The sequence below is a fragment of the Plantactinospora sp. BB1 genome (assembly GCF_003030385.1).
In the GTDB taxonomy this organism is placed as follows: domain Bacteria; phylum Actinomycetota; class Actinomycetes; order Mycobacteriales; family Micromonosporaceae; genus Plantactinospora.
Genome location: NZ_CP028159.1, coordinates 446,883 through 471,304, shown reverse-complemented (window position 1 = coordinate 471,304; position 24,422 = coordinate 446,883). Strand labels below are relative to the sequence as shown.

Below are 24,422 nucleotides of genomic sequence, written 5' to 3'. Positions count from 1 at the left end.
CTCCGATGCAGGCGCATGCGGCCCGGCGGGCAACACAGGCAGCCATGTCGATCGCCTCATCGCTCGGCCTGACCGCCTACGACGCCGCAGTCCTGCACAACTCGAACAAGCTCACCCTGCGTCTGCAGCCCTGCGACGTGCTGGCACAGGTGGCACCGGCGGCGCACCAGTGCGCCCAGCTTGAAGTGGATATCGCTAAGCGACTGTTCGAGGTCGGGAGCCCGGTGGCCGCGCTGGAAGCACCCGAGGTCTTCGTCTGGGACGACTACGTGGTCACTCTGTGGACCTATTACGAACCGGTGACTACTCAAGCGATCCCACCCGCGGATTACGCCAGAGCGCTCGAACGTCTGCACGCCGGAATGCGCCGGGTCGACCTGCCCACCCCGCACTTCACGGACCGGGTTTCCGAGGCCCAGACGCTCGTGGCGGACCACGACCGAACGCCGAAGCTAGCCGACGCGGACCGGAATTTTCTCGCCGGCACGTTGGACCGCCTGCGCGAAACGGTCGGCGATAGCGGCCGAGCCGAACAACTGCTGCACGGCGAACCTCACCCGGGCAACCTGCTCTCGACCCCGATCGGCCTGCTCTTCATCGACTTCGAGACGTGCTGCCGGGGGCCGATCGAGTTTGACCTGGCCCACGCACCCGACGAGGTCGGAAATTCTTACCCGGGCGTCGATCACCACCTGCTCCGAGATTGCCGGACCCTCATGCTGGCGATGATCACTACCTGGCGCTGGGATCGTGAGGACCAATTCCCCGACGGCCAGAGCCTCGGCATCGAGTGGCTGAGCGAACTCCGGGAGGCGGCCCGGTAAGTTACCGAGTCCCGTCATCGGCACACTCGGACGTCGGCCGACGCAGGAGGCAGGCCACGGAGCGTACGCCTCCCAGTTGGGTGGCGCGCACGGGCGGCGGCTCCTCGGTCGTGGCGCTGTGGTGGGGTGGGCCATTGCTGTCGTCCGCCTTCGCACCGGTACGAGCGGAGACAGAATCGGGCGCCGGCCGCGCTCGGCTGGCGCCAGATGATGGTGGAGGGGTGTGACCAGGGCGCATGGGGCCGGGCCTGTGACCAGGGTGGGCGGGCGCCGTCGACGTCTGGATCTGAACACCGACGGGTCGGACCGGTGTCGCGGCGACGGGACCGTTCCGACCGGCACCCTGTCCGGACGTCGGCGGGTTCCGGGGCGTTGACCTGCCGGAAGAAGGCTTGATACCTTTCAATATCGAAGCCCTTCGACGTTTGTCAGGGAGAGTGTCGTGTCGCGAGGAGCCCGCACCCGCACCCTGCTCGTGTGCTACGGGACAGCGGTGATGCTGGCCGCCACCCCGGTGTCGTCGACTGCCGCCCCGCCCGCCGCCGCACGGGCCGAGCAGCCCGGGACGCTGGCGGCGGCGCCGGCCTTCCCCGGCGCGGTCGGGTTCGGCGCCGCCGTGACCGGTGGGCGGGGTGGTGCGGTCTACCACGTGACGAACCTCAACGACTCCGGTGCCGGCTCGTTTCGGGACGCGGTCAGCCAGGGCCCCCGGATCGTGGTGTTCGACGTCGGCGGGTACATCGACCTGGCCTCGCCGCTGAGCATCAAGAGCAACATCACCGTGGCCGGGCAGACCGCGCCGGGCGACGGCGTCGCGACCCGGGGATACCAGGTGTCGCTCTCCAACGCGGACAACGTGATCGTCCGCTACATGCGGTTCCGGCACGGGTTGACGCCGAACCAGAACCGCGACGGCATCACCATCAACGAGGGCAGCAACCAGATCTTCGACCACGTGTCGGTGTCCTGGGGGCGGGACGAGAACTTCTCCATCAACAGCAGCACGAACATCACCGTGCAGAACTCGATCATTTCCGAAGGGCTCGACCCGCACTCCTGCGGCGGACTGATCCAGAGCGACGGGGTGACCCTCTACCGCAACCTGTACGCACACAACAAGACCCGGAACCCCAAGGTCAAGGGCCGCAACCAGTTCGTCAACAACGTCGTCTACAACTGGGGTTCCGACGCGTACATCGAGGGGGACTCGGCCGGTCGCAGCGACGCCAACGTCATCGGCAACTACTTCGTCAAGGGCCCGTCGACCGGCTCCGGCGGCCCGTTCACCCGGGGCAATCTGAACTTCCACATCTACGCGGCCGGCAACTACTACGACGAGGACAGGGACGGCACCCTGGACGGCCGGGCCACGACCACGGCAGACCTCGGCACCGTCGTGGTGGAGCCGGTACCGTTCGCGTTCCCGGCCGTACCGACGTCCTCGGCGGCGGCGGCGCACGCGGCGGTCGTCGAGCAGGCCGGCGCCGCCCTGCGCCGGGACGCCGTCGACCGTCGGCTGATCGCCGAACTGACCCGCCAGACGGGTGCGATCATCACCGACCCCGCCGCCGTGGGCGGGTTCGGGACGCTAGCCGGCGGCACCGTCCCGGCCGACGGCGACCGGGACGGCATGCCGGACGTCTGGGAGCGGTCTGCCGGGCTCAACCCGGCGAACGCCGCCGACGGCGACGACTACGGCGCGGACGGTTACACCAACGTCGAGCGGTACCTGAACAGCCTGGCCCGCTGACCGTTCCCGGCACGGCGCTCTATCGATCCGAGAGAATTACTGGTGCCATCGGTCGACGATGAGCACCTCGTCGTCACCCGGCTCCTCCACGTCCGATATGGGCCATCCAGTCGCGCTGCTCCAGAACGTCGCCAGTTGGTACGAGTCGGCAGGGTCAACGGTGACGTGGCGGAGGATCATGGAACAGACGATGGCCAGCGGCTTCCGTCTTAGCAGGGCTGCCAGCCGAGAGGCGACCTCTACCCGCAGTCCAACCTGACCCAGCTACCCGACTCCGACGCCTGCCTGGCTAGTACCTTGGGCAAGACCGGCCGGGAGGAATGTCATGCTCGCCTACCTGTTCCTGTTCGTGGCGATCGGTGCCGAGGTCTTCGCGACCAGTACCCTCAAGGCGACCCACGGGTTCACCCGGCTCTGGCCGACGGTGGCCTGCCTCGCCGGCTACCTGGTCTCCTTCGTGGCGCTCTCCCAGGCGGTCCGGCAGGTGCCGGTCGGCGTCGCCTATGCGATCTGGTCCGGCCTCGGTACGGCGGCGATCGTCGCGATCGGCGCCACCTTCCTCGGCGAGCCGATCACCCTGACCAAGATCGCCGGAATCGGCCTCATCGTCGCCGGAGTGGTGGTGCTCAACGTGGGCGGAGGGATGACACATTGACCGTCCGCCGCCTGCCGCGTCGTCGGGTGGCCCGGCGCTGACCCGCGCGACCCCCGTCGGCCCGCCGGTCCCGCACCCACCGATCCCGCAGCCGGAGTGTTATCTGCCGGGCTGGTCGGAGCCGGGGGCGTGCAGGCCGTCGAGGGCGACCCCGAGCACCCGCTCCAACTGCCCCGGATCGGTGTACTGGACCTTGGTGATCCCGCTGAGCAGCCGTACCGTGTCGTCGAAACTCACGTCCGCCCGGACGACCCCGGCGGCCTGGGCCCGGGCCAGCAGCGGCTCGCCGGCCGCGTAGATCTCGATCCGGCAGCTCTGGAAGAACTCCGAATCGTGTGACAGCTCCTCGGCGAGCGCCCGTTTCGTCACGGTGTATCCGACGAACCGCCGCAGCCAGCCGGCGAGGGCCTCCCAGGGTGGCTGGTCGGCCAGCTCGGTGGCGGTGCGGGCGAGCGCCTCGACCTCGTCGAGATAGAGGCTCTCGAAGAGGTCCCGCCGGGTGGGGAAGTGTCGGTAGAGGGTGCCGATGCCGACCCCCGCCCGCCGGGCGACCTCCTCCAGCGAACCGGCCGCGCCGTGCTCGGCGAACACCTCCTGGGCGGCCGAGACCAGGGCCTGGCGGTTTCGCCGCGCATCCGCCCGTCTGGGCCGGCCGGCGAGGTTCGCGGGCGTCGAACCGGAGCTGGTCATGGCACACGTCACCCCGTCCCGGTTGCAAGCGGAGGTACCCCTCCGCTACGTTTATGCGGAGGCACCCCTCCGGAACGCCAATACCGGAGTCGTGCCTCCGCATACCGTACCTCGGGCGGGTCCGACGGCGCCGCCTACCTCGGGTTGGCCCGGCAGTGCCTACCTCGGGCGGGTCCGACGGCGCCGCCTACCTCGGGTTGGCCCGGCAGTGCCTACCTCGGGTGGGCCCGGCAGCGCGATCGACCGGACGACGCGCTACACCGGGCCGAAGCACCCAGGGCGCACGGACCCACGCCCAGCCGACGGGCGGACCGTCGACCGGTGAGCCCGGCCGGCCTCCGATCCCCGATCGGGCCTCGAAGCACCAACACATGGGAGTTCCATCCGTGACCCGGTTCATCCGCCCCGCCTCCCGGCGGGCGACCTTCGCCGTCCTCGCCGCCGGCGCCGGCTTCTTCGCGATGTTGCAGTCGCTGATCAGCCCGGTACTACCGACGATCCAGCACGACCTGCACACCTCGCCGAACACCGTCACCTGGGTGCTGACCGCGTACCTGCTGTCTGCGTCGATCTTCACGCCGATCCTGGGCCGGATCGGGGACATGGTCGGCAAGGAACGCATGCTGGTCGTCTCGCTGGCCGCCATCGCCGCCGGCTCGCTGGTCGCCGCGCTCGCCCCGAACATCGGCGTACTGCTGGTGGCCCGGGTGGTGCAGGGCGTCGGTGGCGCCGTCTTCCCGCTCTCGTTCGGGATCATCCGGGACGAGTTCCCGGCCAGCCGGATGTCCTCGGCCATCGGCGCGATGTCGGCGATCATCGCCGTGGGCGGCGGGCTCGGCGTGGTGACGGCCGGGCCGATCGTCGCCGCGCTCGACTACCGCTGGCTGTTCTGGATTCCGCTGATCGTCGTCGCGGCGACCGCGCTGGCGGCGTACCTGTTCGTACCCCGGTCACCGGTGCGCACCCCCGGACGGATCAACTGGCCCGGCACCGTACTCCTGGCCGGCTGGCTGGTCGCGCTCCTGCTCGGGGTCAGCAAGGCCCCCGAGTGGGGCTGGGGCTCCGGCCGGGTACTCGGCCTGCTGGCCCTGGCCGTCGCCGGCCTGCTCGGCTGGGTCGTACTGGAGAGCCGCTCGGCCAACCCGCTGATCGACATGCGGATGATGCGCCACCCCGGCGTCTGGACCACCAACCTCGTGGCGCTGCTCTACGGCGCGGCCATGTTCGCCATCTACGCCTTCCTGCCGCAGTTCGTGCAGGCCCCGACGAGCGCCGGGTACGGGTTCGGCGCCAGCATCACCGCCGCCGGCCTGCTGATGCTGCCGATGCTGGTCACCATGTTCGTGGCCGGGTTGGTCAGCGGGCGGCTGGAGCCGAGGTTCAGCGCCCGGGCCCAACTCGCCACCGGCACCGCACTCAGTACCCTCTCCGGCGCCTCCCTGGTGGTCGCCCACGACGCGCGCTGGCAGATCGGCTTCGCCGCCGGCCTCTTCGGCCTCGGCATCGGGCTCGCCTTCTCCTCGATGACCAACCTGGTGGTCCGGAACGTCCCGGCCAGCCAGACCGGGGCCGCGACCGGAATGAACGCCAACATCCGCACCATCGGCGGCGCGATCGGCGCGGCGGTGATGAGCAGCGTCGTCACCGCGAACCCGCAGCCGAGCGGGCTGCCCCGGGAGGCCGGCTTCACCCACGGCTTCGCGATGCTCACCGTGCTCTCCCTGGCCGCCATGGTGGCGGCCCTGCTGGTGCCCTCCGGTCGCCGTGCCGTCCGCGAACGCCGCCGGGCCGAGACCGAGCAGCCGGTACCGGCCGACGCACCGCTGCCCGCCGGGTTCCCCGGACCGGCGCTGCCCGCCCCCGCCAACGGCTGAGCCGCTGCGACCGCCCGACGGCTGAGCCGCTGCGACCGCCCGACGGCTGAGCCACTGCGACCGCCCGACGGCTGAGCTGCTGCGACCGCCCGACGACTGACCCGCCGCGACCCCGCCCGGCGGCCTCCCGCTGCGAGCTGCGGCGGGTCAGGTCGTCGGGCGGTCGCGTTTGGGCAGCTTGGCGACGACCGCCGAATAGGAGGCGTCCACCGCCTCCCGCAGTTCGTCGTCGGGGATCCCCGCACCGAGCCGCAGGGTGTTCCAACCGGACCGCCCTATGTAGGCCATCACCGACGCGTCGTCCGGAAACCGGTGCAGCCACTCGTCGGCCACCTCCCGGTTCGGGCCGCACTTGACGCCGACGCTGGACCGCGACTCCTGGCCGAGGAAGGCGAAGACCTTCGGCCCGACCTTCGCCACCACGTCGCCCTCCCACGGCTCGTCCTGCCAGGCACCCGGCTTCGCCAGGCAGTAGGCGAGCATCTCGGACCAGGTCACCGGTCTCCTCTCCGTGGGTGGATCGGGCATGATCCGCCCATCCTGGCAGACGAGCCGACCCCGGTGGGGTCCCTGGCGAAACCAGCGTCCTTTCGGATTCGCGTCCGGTCGACGTGCCCTGCTCAGTCGAGCAGCTTGTCCAGGCTGATCGGCAGCTCCCGGATCCGCCGCCCGGTGGCGTTGTAGACGGCGTTGCCGATCGCGGCGGCGACCCCGACCGTGCCGATCTCGCCGATCCCCCGGGCACCGAGCGGGTTGAACAGCAGGTCCGGGTGGTCGAGGAAATGCACGTCGATCGGGGGTACGTCGGCGTTGACCGGCAGCAGGTAGTCGGCGAAGTTGCCGTTGGCGATCCGGCCGGTCTCCGGCTCGACGGCGGCACCCTCCAGCAGCGCCTGGCCGATGCCGAAGATGACGCCGCCGATGATCTGGCTGCGGGCGGTCTTGGCGTTGATGATCGCGCCGCCGTCGATCACCGTGGTCATCCGGCTCAGCCGGGGCTCACCGGTCAACCGGTTGACCCGTACCTCGCAGAAGTGCGCGCCGAACGAGGTGAAGGCGTACTGCCCGTGCTCCGGGCCGGGACCCGCGCTGCCGGTCGCCTCGACCCCCTCCGACCCGACCGCGCGGAGCAGCTCCGGAAAGCCGATCCGCCGGTCGGGGGCGACGAGTTCACCCCGGTCGTACCGGACGTCGGCGGCGGGCACCCCGTGCAGCGGCGACCGCTCGTCGGTCACGGCGAGGGTGATCAGCGCCGTCTTCGCCGCCTCGGCGGCGGCGGCCACCGCCGGGCCGGTACTCGCGGTGGAGGCCGAGCCGAACGAGCCGATGTTGGCGGCGAGGGTGGAGTCGCCGAGGTCGCTGCGGATCCGGGAGACCGGCAGGCCGAGCGCCTCCGCACCGAGCACCGCCAGCACCGTCCACATTCCGGTGCCGAGGTCGGCGGTGGCGCTGGCGACCGAGACGTCGCCGTCGGGCCGGAACCGCACCTGCACCGAGGCCGGGAACCGCTCGCCGGGATAGTTGGCGGTGGCCACCCCCATCCCGACCAGCCACTCGCCGCGTACGACGGCACCGGGCGTCGGGTTGCGCCGGGCCCAGCCGAACCGCTGCGCGCCGACCCGGTAGCACTCGTCCAGGTGCTTGCTGGACCACGGCACGTTCCGGCCCGGATAGACCGTGGCGCTGTTGCGCAACCGCAGCTCGACCGGATCCAGCCGCAGCTCGGCGGCGAGTTCGTCGAGCGCGGTCTCCAGCGCGAAGGAGCCGGACTCCTGGCCGGGCGCCCGCATCCAGGTCGGCGGCGGCACGTCCAGCGTCACGATCTTCTGGTCGAGGTGCAGGTTCTCCGTCTTGTAGAGGTAGCGCGAGGTGGTGTGCGCCGAGTTCTCGAAGATGCCGCCCGAGGCGGACTGGCTGGACCAGACCTGGTGCTTGATCGCGACCAGCGTGCCGTCCCGGCGGGCACCCAGGCTCACCGTCTGGCGTACGGCGGAGCGGTTTCCGCTGACCGTGAAGGTCTGCTCCCGGGTCAGCACCACCTTCACCGGCCGGCCCAGCGTACGCGCGGCAGCCGCGGCGAGCAGCGGATGCGCCCAGGTGGCGATCTTGTTGCCGAAGCCGCCCCCGACGTGCGGGCTGACCACCCGCACCTTGGCCGCCTCGACGCCGAGCGCCGCCGCCATCGCGCCGACGGTCAGCGACGCGCTCTGGGTGCCGGTGTAGAGGGTCAGGGCGCCGTCCTGCCAGGCGGCGACGCAGGCGTGCGGCTCCATCGCGCTGTGGTGCTTGCCCGGCTGCTGGTAGGTGCCGGAGACGGTCACCTCGCTGGCCGCCAGCGCCTCGTCGATCGAACCGACCCCGTCGGCCAGGAACTCCAGTCGGGCCGGCTCGCCGGTGATCGGGCCGGGGTCGGTGGCCCCGGGGATGCCGTCGGCGAGCGAGACCGCCGGTGGCCGTACGTCGTAGTCGGCCCGGACCAGTGCGGCCGCGTCCCGGGCCTGCTCGAACGTCTCCGCCACCACCAGCCCGATCGCCTGGCCGTGATAGTGCACCTCGGTGTCCTGCAACGGCAGCCAACTGTGCCCGACGCTGAACGGGGTGCCGGTGCCGAGCAGCGCCAGCGAGCGGAACGGGGTGTAGACGGCGAGTACCCCCGGGGCGGCCTCGGCGGCGGCCACGTCCATCGCCCGGATGGTGCCCCGGGCGATCGTGCTGACCAGCAGGTAGCCGTGGGCGAGCCGTTCGACCGGCTGGTCGGCGGCGTACCGGGCGCCGCCGGTGACCTTGAGTCGGCCGTCGACCCGGTTGACCGAGACCGTCCGTGCAGCGCCGCTCATTTCGACCCCACCAGGTTCGTCAGGGCGCGCACGATGGTGCGCCGGACCAGCGTCGTCTTGAACCGGTTGTGCGCCAGCGGCCGGGCCGACTCGACCGCCAGGGCGGCGGCCGCCTCGAACACCTCCGGCCGGGCAGCCTTGCCGCGCAGCGCGTCCTCCACCGCCGGCAGCCGCCAGGGCCGGGTGCCGACCCCGCCGACCGCCACCCGTACGTCCCGGACCACGCCAGCGCGCAGGTCCAGCGCCACCGCCGCCGAGGCGAGGGCGAACTCGTACGACTGCCGGTCCCGGATCTTCAGGTACGCCGATCGGGTGGCCCAGGGCAGCGGCGGCACGGTGACCCGGGTGACCAGTTCGCCCGGACGCAGGTCGTGCTCCCGCTCCGGGGTGTCGCCGGGCAGCAGGTAGAAGTCGGCGAGCCGGACGTCCCGGGTGCCGCCCCGGCCGACCAGCCGGACGCGGGCGTCCAGCGCGACCAGGGCCACCGCCAGGTCACTGGGGTGGGTGGCGACGCAGGAGTCGCTGGTGCCGAGGATCGCGTGGCCGCGGTTCTCGCCGTCGACGGCCGGGCAGCCGGAGCCGGGCTGGCGCTTGTTGCAGCCGGTGCTGGTGTCCCGGAAGTAGCCGCAGCGGACCCGTTGCAGCAGGTTGCCGCCGATGCTCGCCATGTTGCGCAACTGCGGTGAGGCGCTGCGCAGCAGGGCCTGGGCGATCACCGGGTAGCCGGCGGTCACCAGCCGGTGCCCGGCGACGTCGCTCATCCGTTCCAGCGCGCCGACGTGCAGCCCGTCCCGGTCGGCGGAGACGCCGCGCAGCGGCAGCCGGTTGATGTCCACCACCTGGCGCGGGGTCATCACCTCGAGCTTCATCAGGTCCACCAGCGTGGTCCCGCCGGCCAGGTACGCCGTGCCGGCACCGCCGCCGGCCAGCGCCTGCGACACGTCCTGCGCGGTCGTGTAGTCGAAGGGCTTCATCGGTCCGCCCCACTGCGCCGGGCCGTCCGGACGGCGGCCACGATGTTCTCGTACGCCCCGCAGCGGCAGATGTTGCCGGACATGTGTTCGCGGATCTCGTCGTCGGAGCCGGTGTGCCCCTCGTCGAGCAGCGCGACCGCCGACATGATCTGCCCCGAGGTGCAGAACCCGCACTGGAAGGCGTCGCAGTCGATGAACGCCTGCTGCACCGGGTGCAGTTGGTCGCCGTCGGCCAGCCCTTCCACGGTGGTGACCCGTCGGCCGGCGGTAGTCGCCGCCAGGGTCAGGCAGGCGAGCACCCGACGGTCGTCGACGTGCACCGTGCAGGCGCCGCACTGACCCCGGTCGCAGCCCTTCTTCGAGCCGGTCAGCCCGAGCCGCTCGCGCAGCGCGTCGAGCAGGGTCACCCGGGAGTCGATCCGCAGCCGCTCGGTGCGGCCGTTGACCAGCAGGGTGATCTCGACGGTCGCGGCGCGGGCCGGTTCGGGTGCCGGCGCCGCCCCGGCGGGTTCGGCCAGCCCGGCGCCGATCGCCGGCCCGGCGGTCGCGCCGACGGCCAGCCCGGCCGACGCGACCGCCGTCCGGTGCAGCACTCCACGCCGGGACACCCCCGGGGTGGGGACGTCGACCGTGGGCGAGTCCGATCCGGACCCACTGCTCATGAGACACACCTCCGCCACGTGCCGCCGGCCGGTGCGGGCACGTACGGGTACGCGCGGTGCGGTGCGGCACCGGAGCACGGCCGGGGCCTCCCAGTGAATCAAAGAACATGGTCGATGTCGATGCGTTGGGTGCGGAACCGGTCGCACCGGGTGGCGCCATTCATCGATATCTGTCATGCTCTTGCGCCATGGTCCGGCTGACGAAACGGTTTCCCCTCATCCTCCTCACCGCCGCCGCGGTGCTGGCCAGCGGCGGCGCCGCGCAGGCCGGCGGCGGCCCGGCCGGGCACGGTGGCGGCCACGGCGGCTGCGGTCCCCGTACGCTGCTCTTCTGCGAGGATTTCGAACGGCTGCCCACCGGTGGCGCCGCCTCGCTGGCCTGGGGCATCGACACCAAGGACGGCACCCTGACGGTGGAGCGGCAGCGGCGCGACAAGGTGCTGCGGGTGCACACCGAGGGCAACGGCCGGGCCTTCCTCAAGGTGGACGACTTCGCCGCGCCGGGCAACAGCTTCTACGGCCGGATCCGGTTGAAGGTGGACGCCTTCCCGACCGCGCCGGACTGGGCCCACTTCACCCTGGTCGAGGCGACCGGGTCGGGCAGTGCCGAGGTGGTACGCCCGATCGGCGGCCAGTGGGCGCCACCGCTCGGCGGCTCGTACTGGGGTGTCGGTGCCGACGGCGGCCCCACCGGTGACTGGACCAACTGGCGGGAGTCCGCACCCACCGTCGAGGACCGCTGGCAGTGCTTCGAGTGGCAGTGGGACGCAACCGACAACCGGGTCGCGGTCTGGATCGACGGCGTCGCCCAGCCGGAGATGACGGTCACCACCACCGAGCACGGCGGCAACCCGGTCGACTTCGTCCTGCCGCAGGCCGACACGGTGAAGATCGGCTGGCAGCTCTACCAGGGCGGTCCCACCCCGGACCACTTCGACCTCTGGCTCGACGACATCGCGCTGGCGTCACACCGGGTGGGCTGCGGTCGCTGAGCGGGACACGCACTCTGGCCGACACTCGCAAAGGGAGGGTCGACGGAACCGCTACCCTGGTGTTCCGTCCCCTCGATTCGTACGGAGCTGATCTCGTGACCGCGCCAAACGACGGAGGCTACCCCGCCTTCCCGATCGACGTCCCGACCTCGGCCCGGATGTACGACTATTCGCTCGGCGGCAAGGACAACTTCCCGGTGGACCGGGCGGCCGTGCAGTTCGTCAACTCGCAGTACCCGGCCAGTCTGGACGTGACCCGGGAGAACCGGCTCTTCCTCTATCGGGCCGTCCGATTCCTCGCCCGCGACCTCGGCATCACGCAGTTCCTCGACCTGGGCAGCGGGCTGCCGACCCAGGCGAACGTGCACCAGGTGGCGCAGGAGTTCCAGCCCGACGCCCGGGTGGTCTACGTCGACGTCGACCCGATCGTGCTGGCGCACGGGCGGGCGCTGCTGGCCGACGACGCGACGACCCGGGTGATCGCCGCCGACGTCACCGAGCCGGAGAAGATCCTGGCCGACGAGGACGTCCGCGAGATGATCGACTTTTCCCGGCCGGTCGCGGTGCTGCTCTTCTCGGTGACCCACTCCATCGTCGACGACGACAAGATCCGCCACCTGCTGGCGGTGCTGCGCGAGGCGATGGCCCCGGACAGCTACCTGGGCTACTCGCAGTTGGCCGGCACGGACCAGGCCGGGGTGGACGCCGGCAACGCGATGGTGAAGAAGATGGGCATCACCTGGAAGAACCGCATGGTCGACGAGGTGGCGGAGTTCGTCCGCGACTTCGAGCCGGTCGAGCCGGGGCTGGTCAACGTGAAGACCTGGCGTCCGGACCCGACCCAGCCGCCGCTGGCGCCGGTCGACGAGGCGCTCCGGCCCTACCTGGGCAAGGGCGCGGAGGAGACCCGGTTCTACGAGTACGGCGGCGTGCTGCGCCGACCCTGACGGTCCGGCTCGGCCGTGGTGGGACGATGCCGGAGCACCGTCCCACCACACAGGGCGTCAGCCGGTCGGGTCAGAGCCGGGCGCAGTCACCCGACCGCAGTCCACGGATCTCGTTGCGGGCCCCGAAGTCGGCCACCCGGCCGTTGCCGGTGCAGGAGAGCGCCCCGGTGATCCGGTTGCCGGCCAGCGCCAGCCCGTGTTCGCCGGCCGCGTTGCCGGTCAGCCGGACCGCGCCGCGCAACGTACTGCCGGCACTCGTCACCGACCCGGTCGTCCCGCTGACCTGCACCGATCCGCTGACAGTGGTGCCGAGCAACTGCACCACCGCGGCCCGGTCGGCGCTGATCCCGCCCGCGACCGTCCCGCCGGAGACGACCAGCGAGGCACCCGGGCGTACCGTGATCCGGCCCGCCACCCGGGCGTCCCGCAGACAGGTCACCCCGCTGGCGACGGTCAGGTTGCCGGCCTGGGCGCCGGAGATCGTCCGGGTGCAGGCCGGCGCGGAACCCGGCAGCACGGTGGCCCGGAACTCGTCCGCCGAGCCGATGTTGCCGGCGGCGTCGATCGCCCGGTGTTCCACGGTGTGCGTGCCGTAACCCGGTTCGGTCTCCTCGAAGACCGCCTTGGAGAGGCCGCCCGAGCCGAGGTTGCCGTAGACCAGCGACTTCACCACCGTGCCGGTCGGGGTGAACAGGAACGGCGTACCGGCCGGGGCGTCCGGCCAGCCGAAGTAGTTGAACCAGCCGTCCCGGTCGAGCCGGAACTCGCCGACGGTGAACCCGGGCCGGTCGTCGGTCGGGTCCAGCCCCATGGTGAAGCGCTCGAAGTAGACGTGGTGCGGGGTCTCGCCCGGCAGCGTGGCGGCCGGCGTGGAGAGCGTCGCCGTGGTGCCCGCCTCGACGTTGTCGACCGTCCAGGTGCGGGTCTCCGAGTCACCGTCCGGGGCGGCCGGGTCGGTGACCGTGGCGGTGAGCCGGTAGCTGCCCGGGGCCAGCCGCAGCGCCCCCAGGTCGAGGTTGCGGCTGTTGTGCGGGTTCGGCAGCACCGTGCCGTCCAGCCGCCAGGTGACGTCGAGGACCCGGTCGACCGGGTGGGTCGTCTCGACGTAGACGACGTCCTGGCCGCCGACCGCGCGGTCGCCGGTCGGGGTCGAGGCGGTGAACGCCACCGCCACCTCGGTCGGCGGGCTCGGCTCGGCGCCGACCGTCCACTGCCGGCTCTGGGTCAGCGCCGGCCCGTTGCGGATCGCCGGGTCCCGGACGAACCCGGTCGGATCCGAGACCGTCACCCGTACCACGTCGCCGGGCCGCACGCCCAGGTCGGCGAGGTCGAGGTTGCGGCTGTTGTTGGTGTCCGGCACCGCCACCCCGTTGACCGTCCAGCGCACGTCCAGCTCGTGGTAGACCGGATGCTGGGTCTCCACCCAGAGCACGTCGGTGCGGCCGACCGGCCGGTCGGTGGGGGTGGCGGAGAGCGCCATCGCGTTGGTGTCGCGGCGGCCGGAGATCCGCTGCGTCATGATCTCCCGGCTGACCTGGTCGTAGTGGAAGCCGATCCAGCGCATGATGGAGTGCTCGCTCGGCCGCCAGACGCCGGAGGTGGCGTACATGCCGCTCTCGTAGCGGCCGATCGTGCCGCCGGACTCGCTCTCCTCGCCGAGCCAGCGCCACCACTTCGCCTGCTGGTCGATCATCTGCTGCTCGGTGAGCCGGGTGTGGTGCCGCGAGTTCGGCTCGGCGCAGTCGTCCGTGCAGTACGGCCCGCCGGGGTCGGGCCGGTTCGAGTACGGGTACTCGTCCTGGAGCTGCCCCAGCGAGTGCCCCAGCTCGTGCGGGCTGATCAGGGGCCCCTGCGGGGCGCCGCCGGAGGTGGTGGCGTTGGTGCCGCCGATCCCGCCGTACGTGTCGGTGTTGGCGATCGCCAGGATCTGCCGGTTGCTGGCGGTGACCCCGAGCGGCGCGACGAGCTGCTGGAGATAGCGGTTCAGCGCCTGCGTGCCGTACTGCTGGAAGGTGATGCCCCGGGCGAGCGGGTTGGTGCAGCCGTCCGCGTAGTGCAGCCCGAGCGGGGTGATCCGGTCCGGGTCCGGCGGGTCGTCGTCCGGGTCGCAGCGGATGCCGGACTCGCCGGAGACGATCTCGATCACGTAGACGTTGAAGTAGTTGCGGTAGCTGCGGTACGGCTCGATGCTCCACTGCACGTTCATGTGCCGGTCCACGTCGGCGTGGAACTTCGGCAGCTCGGCCGCGGTGTAGCCGTCGCCGAGCAGGATCAGGTTGAGCCGCTCGCTGGCCGGGCCGGTGACCTGGAGCGGGACGAGCCGGGCGCTGCCCACCTCGGGCTCGGCGGCGGCCCGACCGGGCTCGGCCAGGCTCAGCGTCCCGGCCACCAGGGCCAGCGCAGCGAGGGTGGCGAATGTCGGCCTTCTCGACGCGGTCAGTCTCATCGATGTCACCTGCCGGATCGGGGGTGGTCGGTTCCGGGCGCGGACCCGGGACGACGACGGTCGGCACAGATCATCGGGGCAGGCTAACCCGCCGCGTCGGCGCCGGTCATCCATCAACTGCCGCAAGTATTCGCCGCCGTACCGACACCCCGGTTGACCTCGGCGGAAGCGTCCGGAAGGCCGGCGACTAACATCGACCGGTCGCAGTCGAGCGAGGTGCCGGAAGGGCAGATGACCCAGTACGCGTTGTTGATTTCCCCGTCGGCGAACCGTGTCTACGCGGACGCGTCGGTGGCGCTCACCCGGGCCGAGTTGGCCGTCTTCGACCGGGCGGTGCTCGGCGGCCGGCTCGGCGACATCACCGAGACCGTGCTCGGGGGCGCCCGCTACGTCACCTTCACCGCGGACCGGCTCGACGAACGCGACGTCGGCTACCTGGCCAACCTGTCGTCGATCTACGTGCTCTTCGAGGTCACCGGCGGGCTGCTCAAGCCGGTCGAGCTGCGCCCGCTGGACCGGTTCGACGACGACCTGCTGACGATCCCGAAATATCCCGGCAAGACCAACGAGCAGTTCACCAAGCTGCTGCTCAACGTGACCCTGCTCTCCTCGGCGTTCGCCCCGGAGATGCTGGACCGGACGTTCCGGGTGCTCGACCCGCTCTGCGGCCGGGGCACCACGCTCAACCAGGCGCTGATGTACGGGTACGACGCCGCCGGGGTGGACCACGACCGGGCGGACTTCGACGCGTACGCGACGTACATCCAGACGTGGTTGAAACGCAAGCGGTTGAAGCACCGGGCCGAGTCGGGGCCGGTACGCCGCAACCGGCAGGTGGTGGCCCGACGGTTGCAGGTCGACCTCGCCGCCGACAAGGAGTCCTACCGGGCGGGCCGGACCCAGCGGCTGGACGTGGTGCAGGTGGACACGCTCCGCAGTGCCGAGTTCTTCCGGCCCGGCACCCAGGACCTGCTGGTGGCGGACGCCCCGTACGGCGTGCAGCACGGCAGCCGCAGCACCGGGCAGCGGCTGGCCCGCAGCCCGCTGGCCCTGCTCGCCGAGGCGGTGCCGGTCTGGGCCGGTCTGCTCCGGTCCGGTGGGGCGCTCGGCGTCGCCTGGAACACCCAGGTGGCCCGCCGGGACGAGGCGGCCGGGGTGCTCGCCGACGCGGGCCTGGAGGTGCTGGCCGACGGCCCGTACCTGGAGTTCGCGCACCGGGTCGACCAGGCGATCGTCCGGGACATCCTGGTCGCCCGAAAGCCCTGAGGAACGTGTGGGGGAGGGCCCCTGCCACACCGGAGACGATGAGCAGGGGCCCCTCCGCACGGCTCAGTAGCTGCAACCGCTGGTGGGCAGGCTGCTGGCGGCGGGCGGGGTGACGCCGTCGTAGAGGGCGAGCAGGAAGTTCTGCGGGCAGCGGCGGGTGCTGCCGGTGCGGATCCCGAAGTGCAGGTGCGGGCCGGTCGAGTTGCCGGTGTTGCCGGTCGAGCCGATCCGCTGCCCGGCCGTGACGGTGGCACCGGAGGCCACCGACCAGGCGGAGAAGTGGCAGTACGTGTAGATCGCCCCGTCGGTGCCGGTCAGGTTGATGCCCTGGCCGCAACTGGTGTCGTTGATCCGGACCACGGTGCCGGCCCGGACGGCGTACGCGGCGGTGCCGGTCGGCACCGGCAGGTCGATCGCCGGATAGTCGTGGTGCGGGTCGTCGTACTCGCTGCGCGGCAGTGCGGTGCGGGGCAGCGGCATCGAGAAGGTGGTGCCGCCACCGGTGGCGGTGGTGATCCGGACGGCGTCGGCGACGACGTAACCGGTGCCGCTGGTCCACCGGCTGACCCCGACCGCGTTGTAGTCGCCGGCGGCGAGCGGGAAGGTGCCGAGGCTGACCCACCGGCCACCGTTGGCCCGCTGGTCGACCGGGACACTCTGGTTGCCGCTGGTGGTGGCGACGATGAACGGGGTGGCGCTGTTGTAGCCGGAGTCGGCCGGGTAGAAGACCTCCACCAGGTAGCTGCCGGCGGCGGGGACGTTGACCTTGAACCAGGCCACGTCGCTGGCGGTGGTGTCGGGGGTGGCGTACCGGTAGTCGGGGCCCTGCCGGTCGGCGGACCAGGTGGACGTACCCCAGTTGGCGCTGGCGGTGAAGCGGCCGGCGGTGGCGTTGTCGACGGTCACCGTCGCGGCGCTGGCCGGGGTGGCCGTGAGCAGGATCGGGGCGGCGATTGCGGCCGCGGCGAGGATGGCCAGGCTACGTGCGTATCCGGTCTTCATCTGGAGCCCTTCGGCGCAGGCGGGGCGAGAAGTTGAAGGTATTTAACCAATCGAAGGCGCTCTTGGAAAGACTTCTACATAGACGTCCGACTGTGCCTCCGGATGCCGGCGGGCGCGGCGGCGGGATATTGCGGTAAATTCGGCTATTGGGGTATTGCGCGGCGGTGTGCGGCTTACAGTGGCGTGGTGGTCGAGCCGGTCGCCGGCTCGACCGGTCGGTGTGCGGACGGGCCACGGGGGGCCGGATGAGCGACGAACTGACCAGCGACGAGCCGTTCGGCCGGCTGGAGACCGTGCACACCTTCCCCGGCGCCATGCCGACCGGGGTGACCGTCTCCCGGCAGGGGCGGATCTTCGTCAACTTCCCACTCTGGGGAGACCAGGTCGACGCCACCGTCGCCGAGCTGCGCGACGGGACCTGCGTGCCCTACCCGGACCGGGACTGGAACCAGCCGTCCGGCGACGACGACGCCGGCTCCTTCGTCTCGGTGCAGAGCGTCGTCGTCGACCCGACCGACCGGCTCTGGGTGCTCGACACCGGCAGCCCGAAGTTCCGGCCGACCCGCCCCGGCGGCCCGAAACTGGTCTGCGTCGACCTCGACACCAACCTGGTCACCCAGACCATCGTCTTCCCCGCCGACGTCGCGCTGCCCACCTCCTATCTGAACGACGTCCGGTTCGACCTGCGCCGCCGCTCGGCCGGGGTCGCGTTCATCACCGACTCGTCCAACTCCGGACCGAACGGCATCGTCGTGGTGGACCTGGCCAGCGGTACGGCCTGGCGACGGCTGCACGACCACCCCTCCACCAAGGCCGAACCGCTGGCGACGTTCCGGCCGCTGGTCGAGGGACGTCCCTTCCTGATGTGCCCGCCCGACGGGCCGCCGAGCCCGGTCTCGATGGGCGCCGACGGGATCGCGATCTCGGCCGACGGCAGCCGCCTCTACTACTGCCCGCTCGCCTCCCGCCGGCTCTACAGCGTCTCGGTGGACGCGCTGGTCGACCGGTCGCTGGACGAGGCCGAGGTGGCGGCGACGGTCCGCGACGAGGGCGACAAGGGCTCCGGCTCCGACGGACTGGAGAGCGACGACGCCGGCCGGATCTACCTCACCGCGTACGAGCAGAACGCCGTACTGCGCCGGCACCCGGACGGCCGGTACGAGACGCTGGTACGCGACCCGCGCCTGCTCTGGCCGGACACCATGTCCGTCGCCGTCGACGGCCACCTCTACGTCACCGCCAACCAGCTGCACCGACAGCCCGACTACACCGGCGGGGTGGACCGTCGACGCCGCCCGTACGTGCTGTTCCGGATCAATATCGACGCCGGCCCGGTGGCGCTGCTGCCCACTCCGGTGTGAACCCGATCATCGACGAGTGATCAACGACAATGTCTGTGGCAGAACCGACCATCATCCGACAGTGAAAGATCGTCCGGTGCCGATACGGAGTTTTCCGTTCCGGACCGACCTGATCGGGTTGCGGTAACGAGCTGTTCGGTCGGCGCGAACAAACTCTTTGGTCGCATCTCCAGCGATTCCCGCGTCGTTTCCTTCCTGGAAAACTTCACTGTGAGCCCACCCGCAAGTTCCACGAAACGTGGCCAGCGGTGATCGGGAAGGGAGCCGGACTTGGCAGAGCGAGACAGGGTGTCGGCCGCCGTCCTCCGGGACCTGGCGGCGGAGATCTTCGAGGTCAACCCGGACGAGATCACCGAGGGGGCGGCCTTCTACGAGGACCTCGGGATCGACTCGGTGCAGAAGGTCGAATTCGTCGTCCGGATCGAACGGCAGCTCGGGGTACGGCTGACCGACGAGGAGGCGGCCGGACTCCAGGACTTCGGCGACACCCTCGCCGTACTCCGGGATCGGGGCATCTCCGTTGGACCGTGACCGGAGCCGGGCCGGCCGCCCGGCGGTGGTGATCTCCGGAGTCGGCGCGGTCTCCGCCGCCGGCCTCGGCGCCGACGCGCTCTGGACGGCGGTGACCGGGCGCCGGGTGCTGACCGGCCCGGTGAGCAGGTTCGACATGTCCCGCTACCCGGCCCGGTGCGCCGCCGAGGTGCCGCCCGGCGCGGTCGCCGACCTCGACGCGATGGTGCCCGGCCACGACTCCCTGGCCGCCCGGTTCCTCGCGCTGGCCGCGCTGGAGGCGCTCCGGCACGCCGGAGTTCCGGAACGGGACCGGACGCACCGGCTCGGCGTCTTCGCCGGCACCGTGATGGCCACCCGGCCCATCCTGGACCGGGGGATCGGGACCGGCCGGCTCGACGTGTCCGGCCGGACCTGGGCCCGGCCGGACACCCTGCTGGACACCCTCCGCGAGACGGTCGCGGTCAGCGGCCCGACGGTGCTCTTCGCGCCCGGCTGCGCGGCCGGGAACAGCGCCATCGCGGCCGGCGCCCGGGCGGTCGCGGCCGGCGAGGTCGACGTCGCGGTCTGCGGCGGCGTCTCCGAACTCTCCCTGGAGATCCTCGCCATGTTCACCTCGCTGCGCGCCCTCGCCGTCGACACCGTGCGGCCGTTCGACGTCAACCGGCGCGGCACCATCCCGGGCGAGGGCGCCGGAGTCCTGGTCCTGGAACGGGCCCACCGGGTCGCGGCCCGGGGCGGGCGCCCGCTGGCCCGGCTGCTCGCCTGCGCCACCGCGGCCGACGCGCACAACCCCACCCAGCCGCACCCGGACGGCAACGGCCTGGTCTCGACCATCCACGGCTGCCTCGACCGGGCCCGGCTGACCAGCGACGACGTGGACTGGGTCTGCGCGCACGGCACCGGCACCCAGGCCAGTGACGGCATCGAGGCCCGGGCGGTCGCCAAGGCGCTCGCCGGCCGGCGCCGCCCGGTGGTCTCCTCGATCAAGGGACAGTTCGGGCACGCCGAGGGAGCCGCCGCCGCGCTGGAGGCGATCGTCGCGGTGCAGGCGCTCGCCGCCGACCTGGTGCCGGGCAACGTCACGCTGATCGAACCCGACCCGGCCTGTGGCGGCATCGACCTGGTCGAGCCGGCCGGCCGGCGGGCCCCGGTCGGGGTCGTGCTGAGCCAGGCGTTCGGCTTCGGCGGCGGCGTCTCGACGGTACTGCTCGGAAAGGACGACCGTGCCGCCGGTTGACGACTGTCTGGCCGTACGCGGCCTGGGGCTGCGGCTGCCCGGCGTGGCCGACGCGGCGCAACTGGCCCGACTGGTCGACGGGGCAGCCGTAGCGCCGGCACCGGTACGCCGCTTCACCGCCCCGGAGACCGACCTCGCCCCGCTCGATTGGCGCACCCACGCCCCGGTCCCGCCCCGACTCCCGGCCGCCGTCGCCGGGCGGGGACTGCGGGCCGTACCGCCCGAGTCCCTGCTCGCGCTCGCCGTGGCCGCCGAGGCCGGTACCGCCGCGTCCGACGATCCACCCGACCCGTGGCAGGTCACCTCGCTGGTCGACCCCGTCGAGGCCGGCCCGGCCGCCGTACTCTGGGCCAGCTCGACCGCCGGGCTGGCCGAGTACGCCCGGGTCTGCGTCGAGGCCGCCACCCTGGATCCGGGGCTGACCAGCCCGATCCTCGGTCCCGCCTCGGCCTTCAACGGACCGGCCGCGACCGTCTCCATCCGACTCGGCCTCGACGGCCCGAACGAGACGACCACCGGCGGCAGCACGGCCGGGCTCACCGCACTGGTCGAGGCGGCCCGGCTGCTCGCCGACGGCGAGGCGGCCCGGGCCCTGGTCGGCGGCTCGGCGACGGTGAGCCGGTGGAGCCTCGCCGGCCTCGCCGACGGTTTCGTCGCGGGGGAGGGCGCCGCCTGCCTGGCCGTGTCGCCGTGCCCGGACGACGAGCCGGGCATCCGGCTGGGACGGTTCCGCCGGACCACCCTCGACCGCAGCGACCTGGCGGCAGGATGCCGCGCCCTGGTCCGCGCCGCCCGCCCCGCGGGATCGGGCAGGGCGGCCGGACCGCCCGCCGGTGCACCGCCGACCCGCCGCGCGTCCGAGCACGACGCGCCGGTCGGCGGTGCACCGGCCGGGCCGGTCGGCACCATCGTCTCCACCGTCGACACCGAGCTGGTCGAGGCGCTCGGGCAGGGGGCGCACCGCCCGGTCTGGCACCTGGAACGGGCACTCGGCGACTTCGGGGCGGCCGGCGGCCTGCTGGCGGCGGCCTGCGCCGTCGCGTACTGCGCCAGTGCACCGGCACCGACGAGCCTGCTCGCGGTGGCGATCGAACCGTCCGGCAACGCAGCCATCCTGGAGGTCTCATCATGGGGAGCGCCAACCTCGTCGAGCGGCTGGTGGGGCGAGCGCTCGCGTCCGGTCGGGGCGAGCGGCCCGCCTACCTGACCGGTGCCGGCGAGCGGCTCGGCTACGCGGAGCTGTACCGCGCGGTGCGGTGCTACGCGGCACGGCTGGCCGAGGCCGGCGTCGGCCCCGGCACCCGGGGCCTGGTGGTGGCCGACGACGACCTGCCGACCGCGGTGGCGATCCTGGCACTGTGGTGGCGGGGCGCCGTGGCGGTGCCGGTGAGCCCGATGCTGACCGGGGCGGAACTCGGCTTCATCGCCGGGGACTGCCGGGCCGGCTTCCTGCACGCCGACGAGGCGGGCGCCGCCCGGGCCGACCAGGCCGGCCTGACCGGACTGCCCCAGGGAGGTGCACACTGGCTGGCGCCCGGCGGGCCGCCCTCACCGCCGCCGGTCAGCCATCCGCCCGCCGAGGTGCTGCTGATCCAGTACACCTCGGGCAGCACCGGCAAGCCGAAGGGGGTACTGCACACCGGGGCCGGCGTGGCCGGGGTGCTGGACGGCTTCGGCCGGATCCTCGACCTGCACCCCGACGACCTGGTGCTCTCCACCGCCAAGCTCTCCTTCGGGTACGGCTTCGGCAACTCGCTGCTCTTCCCGCTCGCCGCCGGTGCCGGGGTACTGCTCAACCAGGGGCCACCCGACGTCTACCGGCTGGCCGCGACGATCGCCCGGCACCGCCCGACCGTGCTCTGTGCGGTACCCCGGATCTACGCCGCGCTGCTCGACCGGGCCGGCCAGGGCGACCCGACGGACCCGACCGGCATCCCCGACCTCGGTTCGCTGCGGCTGGCCGTCTCGGCCGGGGAGCACCTGCCGGCGTCGCTCTGCGCCGACTTCACCGGCACCTTCGGCGTGCCGCTGGTCAACGGGCTGGGCGCGACCGAGGTGCTGCACATCGTGCTGGCGACCCGGGGCAGCCAGCCCGGCTCGACCGGCCGGCCGGTACCGGGCACCACGGTGACCGTCCGGGACGACGCCGGCCGGGTCGTGCCGGACGGGACGGAGGGCCGGCTGCACGTGGCCGGTCCGTCGGTGGCCGCCGGCTACCTGGACCGGCCCGAGTCGGCGGCGCGGACCTTCGCCGACGGCGGCGCCTACACCGGGGACATCGTCCGGCAGGACCCGGACGGGGAGCTGCGATACCTCTGCCGGCACGACGACCTGATCAACATCGGCGGTTACAAGGTCTCGCCGCTCGACGTCGAGGCGGCGGTCCGGGACCTCGACGGGCTGGCCCAGTGCGCGGTGGTCGGCGCCCGGGACGGGTCCGGGCTGGAGCAGGCGGTCGCCTATCTGGTGCCGGCTCCCGGCGTCGACCCGGGCGCGCTGCGCCGGGCGGCCCGGGCCGCGTTCCGGGCCGGGCTGCCGCCGCACAAGCGACCCGCCGTCGTCGAGGTGGTCGAGGCGCTGCCGACCACCTCGACCGGCAAGCTCGCCCGGTTCCAGTTGCGCGCCCGGGCCGGCGAGCCGGTGACGGTCCGGATGCGGGTACTGCGGGACGGGCCCGGCCGGACCCTGGTCTGCATCCCGTACGCGGGTGGCTCCTCCGGGGCGTTCACCCGGCTGGCCCGGCACCTGCCCGGCTCCTGGCGGGTGGTGGCCGGCGAGGCGACCTACTCCGACGGTGCCACCATCGCCGACGCCGCCCGCGCCTGGTGGCGGGCGAGTACGCCGTACCTGTCGGACCAGGCGGTGCTGTTCGGGCACAGCCTCGGCGCGGTGCTGGCCGCCGCGGTGGCCGAGGCCGCCGGGGACGGGTTGGGCGCGACCCCGGTGGTCCTCTCCGCCCCGCCGGTCCTGCCCGGCACGCAGCGACCGGCGCTGGTCTCCGACGACGACGAGACCCTGCTCGCCGGGCTGCGCGACACCGGTCTGCTGCCGACCAGCGGACTCACCCCGGAGGAGGTGACCCGACTGCTGCTGCCCCGGTTCCGCCGGGACATCGCGCTGGCCCCGGAGGGCTTCCAGGGGGTGGGATCCCGGTCGGTGCACGTGCTGCTCGGCACCGACGACGGGCTCTGCACCCGGGACGCGGTCACCGCCCGGATCTCCGTCGACCGGATCGCCAGCCTGCACATGGTGCCCGGGGACCACTACTTCGTCGCCACCAACCCGGCCCGGACCGCCGAGGTGCTCGCCGGGATGTTCCGGGACTGACGGCGACCCGGGGCCGCGGTCAGCGTGCCGCGACCACGTACGGGAACTGGTCGCTGCGGGCGCCCGCGTTCTGCTGCGCGGTCAGTCCGGCGGTGGTCGCCCGGTTCAGGATCAGCGAGAACATCGTCTCCGGCGCGTTGCAGGCCAGGGTACGGCCGTTGAAGCCGTTGAAGCCGTAGTTCGCCGGAGTACCGGTCCGGTACGGCAGCAGGTCCGGCAGCAGCCGCCGGGCCACCTGCTCGCCGTACCCGGACGGGTCGAGCGAGGTGCCGTTGGCGGCCACCACCCCGGCGATCAGTTGGGCGATCCGGTCTCCGTCGGCGCTGGCGTCGGTCTCCGGGTGGCCCAGGTTGGCGCTGCTGGCCCACTCGGTGTCGACCGGTTGGCGCAGGATCGGCCAGACCATCGGGTGGCCGAAGCGGTTCACCTGGCGCCAGCCGCCCGCGTCGGTGGCGAGCTTGCTGGTGATCCAGGTGCAGATGTCGCGGCCGGTGCCGAGCCGCGGATCGTCGTCGGGGATCTCCAGCACGATCGACTGGATGGTGGCGTCGGCGAAGCTGTTCTTGGCGGCGTCCGAGCGCCAGCCCGTCAGGTCCAGCCGGGCGCCGTCCTTCACCGCCGAGTCGATCGCGGCGAGCAGCGTCAGGTCGATGTAGAACGGGTCCATCGCCCGGCCCGCCCAGAGCCGCAGCCCGTCCGGGCCGGAGATCATGGTGTGGGTACGCCCCTGCGCCACCAACTCGCCGGTCGCCGAGTCGTCCGGCGCCTCCGCACCGGTGAGGATGTGCAGCCGGACCGCCTGATCGCCGCTCTGGTCGGCCTCGTCGAAACTGATCCGGTAGGTGAGGTTCTCCACCGGCGCGCCGTCGAGGTGGACCTTGAACTCGTACCGGGCCTCGGGGTGGAAGCCCTGCTTGGCGTCCTTGCCGGCCGCCGAACTGTTCATGTTCATGACCAGGACCGTGCCGTTCTCGCCCGGAAAGACGAACTGGTCGGTCAGGTCGAGCCGGGTGTCCTGGAGGGCGAGCGGGGAGTCGAGATGATGCGACACGGATACTCCTGGCG

20 protein-coding genes and 1 pseudogene are annotated in these 24,422 nt (G+C 72.4%); 12 read left to right on the top strand and 9 right to left on the bottom strand.

Going from position 1 to position 24,422, the window contains the following annotated elements; translation table 11 throughout:
* The first annotated feature begins 5 nt into the window (after positions 1–5).
* From C6W10_RS01890 to C6W10_RS01880, 3 genes are all read left to right on the top strand, one after another.
* A complete protein-coding gene (locus C6W10_RS01890; RefSeq protein WP_107256065.1) occupies positions 6–824 on the top strand; it encodes a phosphotransferase family protein in 819 nt (272 codons plus the stop codon).
* Positions 825–1,266: 442 nt separating this feature from the next.
* Positions 1,267–2,574: a polysaccharide lyase family 1 protein gene (locus C6W10_RS01885; protein ID WP_199853834.1), complete on the top strand. Its 1,308-nt coding sequence runs from the start codon at positions 1,267–1,269 to the stop codon at positions 2,572–2,574.
* 325 nt (positions 2,575–2,899) lie between these two features.
* Positions 2,900–3,229, top strand: coding sequence for a multidrug efflux SMR transporter (locus tag C6W10_RS01880; protein ID WP_107256064.1), 330 nt, complete (start codon positions 2,900–2,902; stop codon positions 3,227–3,229).
* A 99-nt stretch (positions 3,230–3,328) separates the two neighbouring features.
* On the opposite strand, the gene C6W10_RS01875 is transcribed toward C6W10_RS01880, so the two are convergent.
* Positions 3,329–3,919: a TetR/AcrR family transcriptional regulator gene (locus C6W10_RS01875; protein ID WP_107256063.1), complete on the bottom strand. Its 591-nt coding sequence runs from the start codon at positions 3,917–3,919 to the stop codon at positions 3,329–3,331.
* Between the two features lie 386 nt (positions 3,920–4,305).
* Between C6W10_RS01875 and C6W10_RS01870 the strand changes: the two genes are divergently transcribed.
* On the top strand, positions 4,306–5,793 hold the full coding sequence (locus C6W10_RS01870) for an MFS transporter (RefSeq protein WP_234361570.1): 1,488 nt from the start codon (positions 4,306–4,308) through the stop codon (positions 5,791–5,793).
* 147 nt (positions 5,794–5,940) lie between these two features.
* On the opposite strand, the gene C6W10_RS01865 is transcribed toward C6W10_RS01870, so the two are convergent.
* From C6W10_RS01865 to C6W10_RS01850, 4 genes are all read right to left on the bottom strand, one after another.
* Positions 5,941–6,291, bottom strand: a complete 351-nt coding sequence (locus C6W10_RS01865; protein WP_107256061.1) for an MmcQ/YjbR family DNA-binding protein — start codon at positions 6,289–6,291, stop codon at positions 5,941–5,943.
* 122 nt (positions 6,292–6,413) lie between these two features.
* Entirely contained in the window at positions 6,414–8,630 is a 2,217-nt protein-coding gene (locus C6W10_RS01860) for a xanthine dehydrogenase family protein molybdopterin-binding subunit (protein WP_107256060.1), read from the bottom strand.
* Positions 8,627–9,604 (bottom strand): xanthine dehydrogenase family protein subunit M, encoded by a 978-nt coding sequence (locus tag C6W10_RS01855; protein WP_107256059.1) that lies wholly within the window; start codon positions 9,602–9,604, stop codon positions 8,627–8,629. The genes C6W10_RS01860 and C6W10_RS01855 overlap by 4 nt, the downstream gene beginning before the upstream one ends.
* The gene (locus C6W10_RS01850; RefSeq protein WP_234361856.1) at positions 9,601–10,062 is read right to left on the bottom strand and encodes a (2Fe-2S)-binding protein; all 462 of its coding nucleotides are present in this window, start codon (positions 10,060–10,062) and stop codon (positions 9,601–9,603) included. Before C6W10_RS01850 ends, C6W10_RS01855 begins: the two co-directional genes overlap by 4 nt.
* 392 nt (positions 10,063–10,454) lie before the next feature.
* Between C6W10_RS01850 and C6W10_RS01845 the strand changes: the two genes are divergently transcribed.
* Together C6W10_RS01845 and C6W10_RS01840 are read left to right on the top strand one after the other, a co-directional pair.
* Positions 10,455–11,258, top strand: a complete 804-nt coding sequence (locus tag C6W10_RS01845; RefSeq protein WP_234361569.1) for a hypothetical protein — start codon at positions 10,455–10,457, stop codon at positions 11,256–11,258.
* A 95-nt stretch (positions 11,259–11,353) separates the two neighbouring features.
* Complete coding sequence (locus C6W10_RS01840; RefSeq protein ID WP_199853252.1) at positions 11,354–12,205, top strand: SAM-dependent methyltransferase; 852 nt, start codon at positions 11,354–11,356, stop codon at positions 12,203–12,205.
* 70 nt (positions 12,206–12,275) lie between these two features.
* Here the strand turns inward: C6W10_RS01840 and C6W10_RS01835 are convergent, their stop codons facing one another.
* The gene (locus C6W10_RS01835; RefSeq protein ID WP_107256058.1) at positions 12,276–14,651 is read right to left on the bottom strand and encodes a M64 family metallopeptidase; all 2,376 of its coding nucleotides are present in this window, start codon (positions 14,649–14,651) and stop codon (positions 12,276–12,278) included.
* 231 nt (positions 14,652–14,882) lie between these two features.
* Here C6W10_RS01835 and C6W10_RS01830 point away from each other — a divergent pair, with 231 nt between their 5' ends.
* Positions 14,883–15,917: a TRM11 family methyltransferase gene (locus C6W10_RS01830; RefSeq protein ID WP_107256057.1), complete on the top strand. Its 1,035-nt coding sequence runs from the start codon at positions 14,883–14,885 to the stop codon at positions 15,915–15,917.
* Positions 15,918–15,980: 63 nt separating this feature from the next.
* Here C6W10_RS01830 and C6W10_RS38315 read toward each other — a convergent pair whose 3' ends face one another.
* Both C6W10_RS38315 and C6W10_RS38310 read right to left on the bottom strand, forming a co-directional pair.
* Positions 15,981–16,397 carry a M23 family metallopeptidase gene (locus C6W10_RS38315; protein ID WP_234359563.1) on the bottom strand — a complete coding sequence of 139 codons (417 nt, stop codon included), beginning with the start codon at positions 16,395–16,397 and terminating at the stop codon, positions 15,981–15,983.
* A 30-nt stretch (positions 16,398–16,427) separates the two neighbouring features.
* Positions 16,428–16,826, bottom strand: a pseudogene (locus C6W10_RS38310) (hypothetical protein); the annotation flags it as partial.
* Between the two features lie 338 nt (positions 16,827–17,164).
* Between C6W10_RS38310 and C6W10_RS01820 the strand changes: the two are divergent.
* The 5 genes from C6W10_RS01820 to C6W10_RS01800 all read left to right on the top strand — a co-directional run bounded on the left by C6W10_RS01820 (position 17,165) and on the right by C6W10_RS01800 (position 23,357).
* Positions 17,165–18,280, top strand: coding sequence for an L-dopachrome tautomerase-related protein (locus C6W10_RS01820; RefSeq protein ID WP_107256055.1), 1,116 nt, complete (start codon positions 17,165–17,167; stop codon positions 18,278–18,280).
* 270 nt (positions 18,281–18,550) lie between these two features.
* Positions 18,551–18,811, top strand: coding sequence for an acyl carrier protein (locus C6W10_RS01815; RefSeq protein ID WP_107256054.1), 261 nt, complete (start codon positions 18,551–18,553; stop codon positions 18,809–18,811).
* Entirely contained in the window at positions 18,801–20,030 is a 1,230-nt protein-coding gene (locus C6W10_RS01810) for a beta-ketoacyl synthase N-terminal-like domain-containing protein (RefSeq protein ID WP_107256053.1), read from the top strand. Before C6W10_RS01815 ends, C6W10_RS01810 begins: the two co-directional genes overlap by 11 nt.
* Entirely contained in the window at positions 20,017–21,237 is a 1,221-nt protein-coding gene (locus C6W10_RS01805) for a beta-ketoacyl synthase N-terminal-like domain-containing protein (protein WP_107256052.1), read from the top strand. Before C6W10_RS01810 ends, C6W10_RS01805 begins: the two co-directional genes overlap by 14 nt.
* A complete protein-coding gene (locus tag C6W10_RS01800) occupies positions 21,159–23,357 on the top strand; it encodes an AMP-binding protein (protein ID WP_159104417.1) in 2,199 nt (732 codons plus the stop codon). The genes C6W10_RS01805 and C6W10_RS01800 overlap by 79 nt, the downstream gene beginning before the upstream one ends.
* Positions 23,358–23,376: 19 nt before the next feature.
* On the opposite strand, the gene C6W10_RS01795 is transcribed toward C6W10_RS01800, so the two are convergent.
* Positions 23,377–24,408: a DUF4331 family protein gene (locus C6W10_RS01795; protein ID WP_107256050.1), complete on the bottom strand. Its 1,032-nt coding sequence runs from the start codon at positions 24,406–24,408 to the stop codon at positions 23,377–23,379.
* Between the last annotated feature and the right edge of the window lie 14 nt (positions 24,409–24,422).